This window comes from Actinomadura montaniterrae, from assembly GCF_008923365.1.
Lineage (GTDB): Bacteria > Actinomycetota > Actinomycetes > Streptosporangiales > Streptosporangiaceae > Spirillospora > Spirillospora montaniterrae.
In genome coordinates this window covers 23051-29383 of sequence record NZ_WBMR01000118.1, presented here as the reverse complement: position 1 = coordinate 29383, position 6333 = coordinate 23051, and the positions used below count along the sequence as shown (strand labels likewise).

Annotated in this window: 5 protein-coding genes; all 5 read left to right on the top strand. The window is 70.8% G+C overall.

Features of this window, described 5'->3' with window-relative positions; translation table 11 throughout:
* A partial coding sequence (locus F9B16_RS31375; protein WP_225992092.1) for a hypothetical protein occupies positions 1-973 on the top strand: 973 nt, incomplete at its 5' end.
* A gap of 39 nt (positions 974-1012) precedes the next feature.
* The gene (gene chvE, locus F9B16_RS31370) at positions 1013-2140 is read left to right on the top strand and encodes a multiple monosaccharide ABC transporter substrate-binding protein (RefSeq protein WP_151543827.1); all 1128 of its coding nucleotides are present in this window, start codon (positions 1013-1015) and stop codon (positions 2138-2140) included.
* A 4-nt stretch (positions 2141-2144) separates the two neighbouring features.
* Positions 2145-3761 carry a multiple monosaccharide ABC transporter ATP-binding protein gene (gene mmsA, locus F9B16_RS31365; RefSeq protein ID WP_449699552.1) on the top strand — a complete coding sequence of 539 codons (1617 nt, stop codon included), beginning with the start codon at positions 2145-2147 and terminating at the stop codon, positions 3759-3761.
* Positions 3758-5029, top strand: a complete 1272-nt coding sequence (gene mmsB, locus F9B16_RS31360) for a multiple monosaccharide ABC transporter permease (RefSeq protein ID WP_151543826.1) — start codon at positions 3758-3760, stop codon at positions 5027-5029. Before mmsA ends, mmsB begins: the two co-directional genes overlap by 4 nt.
* A 124-nt stretch (positions 5030-5153) precedes the next feature.
* On the top strand, positions 5154-6332 hold the full coding sequence (locus tag F9B16_RS31355; RefSeq protein WP_151543825.1) for an aldose epimerase family protein: 1179 nt from the start codon (positions 5154-5156) through the stop codon (positions 6330-6332).
* Position 6333: the final 1 nt, after the last annotated feature.

The following is a 6333-nucleotide window of genomic DNA, read 5'->3' as shown; positions in this document are numbered from 1 at the left end:
CGGCGGCCGCGCGCCCGGCGAGGACGCGCTGCGCTCGCTCGGCTGGCCCGGCGCCCCGCCGCGGCCGCCCGCGTCCGGCCTGCGGTTCCCCGACGGCGGCACCTGGCGCACCGAGCTGCCGTCCTGCGAGGGCCCCGCCGTGCTGGCGGCGGTGCTGGAGGAGAGCGAGCGGCTCGACGTCCCGCTGCACCGCATCAGCCAGGGCAGCGGCGTGTGGATGCTCACCGACGCCGAGATCGGCGAGATGGTCGGCGCCTGCGACGCGCGCGGCATCGAGCTGTGCCTGTTCCTCGGCCCGCGCGGCACCTGGGAGCCGGGCGCCGGCGGGCGCTCCTACAACGCCTCCGGGCCGCGCGCCCGGGGCCGCGACCAGCTCGCCCAGTGCGTCGAGGACGCCGAGCGCGCGGTCGCGCTCGGCGTGAAGTCTCTGCTGGTCGCCGACGAGGGCGTGCTGTGGACGCTGCACCGCCTCCGCGAGGCGGGCCGGCTGCCCGCCGACACCACGTTCAAGGTGTCCGCGCTGGTCGGGCCGGTGAACCCCGCCTCGTTCGCGGTGTGGGAGGGCCTCGGGGCCGACTCGGTCAACGTGCCGAGCGACCTGACCGTCGCGCAGCTCGCCGAGATCCGCGCGGTCAGCGCCGCGCCGATGGACTTCTACGTCGAGGCGCCCGACGACCTCGGCGGGTTCGTCCGCTTCTACGACGCGGCGGAACTGATCCGCTGCGGCGCCCCCCTCTATCTGAAGTTCGGGCTGCGCAACGCGCCCGCGCTGTATCCGGTCGGCCACCACCTGCTGCCCGCCGCCGTGGCGAGCGCGCGGGAGCGGGTGCGGCGCGGCCGGCTCGTCCTGGACACCCTCGCCCGGCTCGGGGCGGGCGAGGGGATGTCCCCGACCGGGTCCCGGGACCCGGGGCCGCTGCGGCGGTTCCCGGCCCTGCCCGAGGCCCTGCCCACGTCCGCCGTCCCACGCTGATTCGCTCCGCTGCCCTCCCCCACCCCGAAGGAGAACGAGATGAGACTCCGGCGCATCACCACGGTCCTGTCCGCGCTGGTCCTGGCGACCGCCATGACGGCGTGCGGCTCCAGCGAGAAGAGCATCGACAAGAAGGCCAAGTCCGGCGACACCAAGGGCGCGCTGATCGGCGTCACGATGCCGACGAAGTCGTCCGAGCGCTGGATCCGCGACGGCAACACGCTCAAGGCCGACCTGGAGAAGCTCGGCTACAAGGTCGACCTGCAGTACGCCGAGAACGACATCCCGACGCAGGTCAGCCAGATCGAGAACCAGATCACCAAGGGCGCCAAGCTGCTGGTCGTCGCGTCCATCGACGGCACCGCGCTGACCAGCCAGCTGCAGGAGGCGCACCAGAACCACATCCCGGTGATCTCCTACGACCGGCTCATCATGCGCAGCCCGGACGTCGACTACTACGTCACCTTCGACAACTTCAAGGTCGGCGTGGAGCAGGCGACCTCGCTGCTCACCGGCCTGAAGATCAAGAACGAGGACGGGTCGGAGGGCAAGGCGAAGGGCCCGTTCAACATCGAGCTGTTCGCCGGCTCCCCCGACGACAACAACGCCCCGTTCTTCTACAACGGCGCGATGTCGGTGCTCAAGCCGTACATCGACAAGGGGACCCTGGTCGTCAAGAGCGGCCAGACCGACTTCAAGACGATGGCGATCCTGCGCTGGGACCCGGCCACGGCGCAGAAGCGGATGGAGGACATCCTCACCAAGACCTACCGGGGCGGCGCCAAGGTCGACGGCGTGCTGTCGCCGTACGACGGCCTGTCGATCGGCATCCTGTCGGCGCTCAAGAGCAACGGCTACGGCACCCCGAGCCAGCCGTACCCGGTGGTGACCGGGCAGGACGCGGAGCGGGCGTCGGTGAAGTCGATCCTGGCCGGCGAGCAGTACTCCACCATCTTCAAGGACGTCCGCAAGCTCGCCGACGAGGCCGCGAAGATGTCCGACGCGATCCTCAAGGGCGGGAAGCCGCAGGTCAACAACACCACCGACTACAACAACACCAAGAAGGTCGTCCCGACCCAGATGCTGCAGCCGGTGATCGTCAACAAGGCGAACGTGCAGACCGAGCTGGTGCAGTCCGGCTACTACACGCAGGCGCAGCTGGGCTGACGCCGTGGCCACCGACGACACCACCGAAGCGACGGCGGCCGCCGGCGCCGCGGACGGCGGCGACATCCTGCGGATGCGCGGCATCACCAAGACGTTCCCCGGGGTGAACGCGCTCGCCGACGTCGACCTGACCGTGCGCCGCGGCGAGATCCACGCGATCTGCGGCGAGAACGGGGCCGGCAAGTCCACGCTGATGAAGGTGCTGTCCGGGGTCTACCCGCACGGCTCGTACGACGGGGAGATCCTCTTCGACGGCGAGCCGTGCCGGTTCTCCGGCATCCGCGACAGCGAGGAGCGCGGGATCGTCATCATCCACCAGGAGCTGGCGCTGTGCCCGCAGCTGTCGATCGCCGAGAACATCTTCCTCGGCAACGAGCGGGCGGCGCGCGGGCTCCTCGGCGGCCGGCTCCTCGGGCGCGGCCTGGTCGACTGGAACCGCACCAACCACGAGGCGGGCCTGCTGCTGGAGCGGGTCGGGCTGCCGGAGAACCCGGTGACCCCGATCGCCGACCTCGGCGTCGGCAAGCAGCAGCTGGTGGAGATCGCCAAGGCGCTGTCCAAGCGGGTGCGGCTGCTGATCCTGGACGAGCCGACCGCCGCGCTGAACGACGCGGACTCCGCGCACCTGCTGAACCTGATGCGCGGGCTCCGCGACGACGGCATCACCTGCGTGATCATCTCGCACAAGCTGAACGAGGTGCTCGCGATCGCCGACACCGTCAGCGTGCTGCGCGACGGCCGGATGATCGAGACGCTCGACCCGTCCGGCGGCGGGGTCACCGAGGACCGGATCATCTCCGGGATGGTCGGCCGGGACCTGGAGCACCGCTTCCCGCCCCGCGAGCCGGAGATCGGCGAGGAGGCGCTGCGGATCGAGGACTGGACGGTGCACAGCCCGGCGCAGCGCGACCGCGCGGTGGTGTCGGGCGCCGCCCTGACGCTGCGGCGCGGCGAGATCGTGGGCCTCGCCGGGCTGATGGGCGCGGGCCGCACCGAACTCGCGATGAGCGTGTTCGGGCGGTCCTACGGGGTGGACATCTCCGGCCGCGTCTACAAGGACGGCGAGCAGGTCCGGCTGCGGACCGTGCGGGACGCGATCCGGCACGGCATCGCCTACGCCACCGAGGACCGCAAGCGCTACGGCCTCAACCTCATCCAGGACATCAAGCGGAACGTGTCGGCCGCGCGGCTCGGGAAGCTGTCCCGGGCCGGATGGGTGAACGAGTACGACGAGTACCGGGTCGCCGAGGAGTTCCGCGGCGGGATGAACATCAAGGCGCCGAGCGTGTCGGCCGTGGCCGGGCAGCTGAGCGGCGGCAACCAGCAGAAGGTCGTGCTGTCCAAGTGGATCTTCACGGATCCGGACGTGCTGATCCTGGACGAGCCGACCCGCGGCATCGACGTCGGCGCCAAGTACGAGATCTACACGATCATCAACCGGCTCGCCGCGGAGGGCCGGGCGATCCTGCTGATCTCCTCGGAGCTGCCGGAGCTGCTCGGCATGTGCGACCGGATCTACACGATGGCGGCCGGCCGGATCACCGGCGAGGTGCCGCGGGCGGAGGCCACGCAGGAGCGCCTCATGTCCTACATGACCATGGGAAGGGAGCAGGCCGGATGAGCCGTACCGCACCTGCGAAGACCGGCGCCGCGGCCACCGCGGACGCCGCGGCGGCACCGCCCGGGGCGGCGGCGCCCGCCGGCCGGCCGCGGCTGACCGTGAACGTGCGGCAGAGCGGCATCTACATCGCGTTCGCGCTGATCGTCGTGCTGTTCGCGGTGCTGACCGGAGGCGATCTGCTGCAGCCGCAGAACATCTCCAACATCATCGTGCAGAACTCCTACATCCTGATCCTCGCGATCGGGATGATCCTCATCATCATCTCCGGGCACATCGACCTGTCGGTGGGCTCGCTGGTCGGCGTGACCGGCGCGATCGCGGCCTGGCTGATGGTCAGCCACCATGTGGCGTGGCCGGTCGCGCTGCTGCTGACGCTGGTGGCGGGCGCCGCGATCGGCGCGTGGCAGGGGTACTGGACGGCCTTCTTCGGCATCCCGTCGTTCATCGTCACGCTGGCCGGGATGCTGCTGTTCCGGGCGCTGACGATGACGGTGCTCGGCAACCAGGGCCTCGGCCCGTTCCCCGACCAGGTCCGGACGCTGTCGAACGGGTTCACCTCCGGCTACTTCGGCAACGTCGGGCTCGGCCCGCTGGGCGGCGCGGACCTGTTCAGCCTGCTCGTCGGGATCGTGGTCGTGGCGGGCCTCGCGGTGTCGCGGTGGCGGACCCGCGCGACGCGGCTCGGCTACGGGCAGACCGTCGACCCGGTGCCGGTGTTCCTGCTGAAGATCGTCGCGGCGGGCGCGCTGATCATGGCGGTGACCGTGCAGCTGGCCCGGTTCCACAACCTGCCGTGGGTGCTGGTGCTGCTGGCGGTGCTGGTGCTGGCGTACTCGCTGCTGACGGCCCGGTCGGTGTTCGGCCGGCACGTGTACGCCGTCGGCGGCAACCTGCAGGCGGCGGTGCTGTCCGGCGTGCGCGCCAAGTCGGTGGTGTTCTGGCTGTTCGTCAACATGGGCGTGCTGTCGGCGCTGGCCGGGATCATCTTCGCCGGGCGGCTCAACCAGGCGGGGCCCACCGCCGGCAACACCTTCGAGCTGGACGCGATCGCCGCGGCGTTCATCGGCGGCGCCGCGGTGCAGGGCGGCGTCGGCAAGGTGGTCGGCGCCATCACCGGCGGCCTGATCATGGGCGTGATCAACAACGGCATGTCGCTGATGGGCGCGCCCAGCGAGCGGGTGATGCTCGTCAAGGGCCTCGTCCTGCTGGCCGCCGTCGCGTTCGACGTCTGGACCAAGCGGCGGGCCGGGTCGCCGCTGCTGCGCTGACCCGGCGCCCACCCTTCCGACCCGGCCAAACGATTCACGGGGGCCGGCGGCGATCCGCCGGTCCCCCCGACCAGAAGTACACGCCAGTCCGTCTCCTCCCTCCCCCCAAGCGAGAGGAACACCGATGAAGCGCGTCCCACCCCTCACCATCCCGCTCGCCACCGCCGCCCTCCTCGCGGGCGGCCTGCTCGCCGTCCCGGCGACCGCCGCGTCGTCCGGGCCCGCGTCGTCCGCGCCCACCATCGCCAAGGAGCCGTTCGGCGCGCTGCCGGACGGCACGAAGATCGACCGGTACACGCTCGGCAGCGGCCACGGGATGAAGGTCCGCATCCTCACCTACGGCGGCATCGTCCAGTCCCTCGACGTCCCCGACAAACACGGCCGCTCCGGCGACGTCGCGCTCGGGTTCCGCACCCTGGACGGCTACCTCAGCGACACCTACAAGGACGAGAACCCCTACTTCGGGGCGCTGATCGGGCGCTACGGCAACCGGATCGGCGGCGCCAAGTTCACCCTCGACGGCAAGACCTACAAGGTCCCCGCCAACGACGGGGACAACAGCCTGCACGGCGGCACGACCGGCTTCGACAAGCGCGTGTGGACGGCGCAGCCGTCCAAGGACGGGAACGGGGCGTCGCTGCGGCTGTCGTACGTCAGCCCGGACGGCGAGGAGGGCTACCCCGGAACCCTCCGCACCACCGTCACCTACACCGTCACCCGCACGAACGACCTGCGGATCCACTACCAGGCCACCACCGACAAGCCGACGGTGGTCAACCTGACCAACCACACCTACTTCAACCTGGCCGGCGAGGGGTCCGGCGAGGTGTACGACCACAAGGTGCAGATCAACGCGTCCCGCTACACGCCGGTCGACTCCACCCTCATCCCGACCGGGCAGCTCGCGAGCGTGCACGGCACGCCGCTGGACTTCACCCGCCCGCACACGATCGGCGAGCGCGTCCGCGACGGCGACCAGCAGATGGTGTACGGGCGCGGCTACGACCACAACTTCGTGCTCGACGGCACCGGCATGAAGCTCGCCGCCCGCGTCACCGAGCCGACCACCGGGAGGGTGATGGAGATCCGCACCGACCAGCCCGGGCTGCAGTTCTACTCCGGCAACTTCCTCGACGGCCGGCTCGTCGGCACCGGCGGGAAGATGTACCGGCAGGGCGACGGGTTCGCCATGGAGACCCAGCACTTCCCCGACTCGCCCAACAAGCCGCAGTTCCCGAGCACCACGCTGCGGCCCGGCCAGACTTACGACTCCACCAGCGTCTACTCCTTCTCCACGTCCTGAT

Coding starts and splice junctions, on each gene's coding strand:
- chvE (WP_151543827.1), top strand. CDS start 1,013: ATGAGACTCCGGCGCATCACCACGGTCCTGTCCGCGCTGGTCCTGGCG.
- mmsB (WP_151543826.1), top strand. CDS start 3,758: ATGAGCCGTACCGCACCTGCGAAGACCGGCGCCGCGGCCACCGCGGAC.
- F9B16_RS31355 (WP_151543825.1), top strand. CDS start 5,154: ATGAAGCGCGTCCCACCCCTCACCATCCCGCTCGCCACCGCCGCCCTC.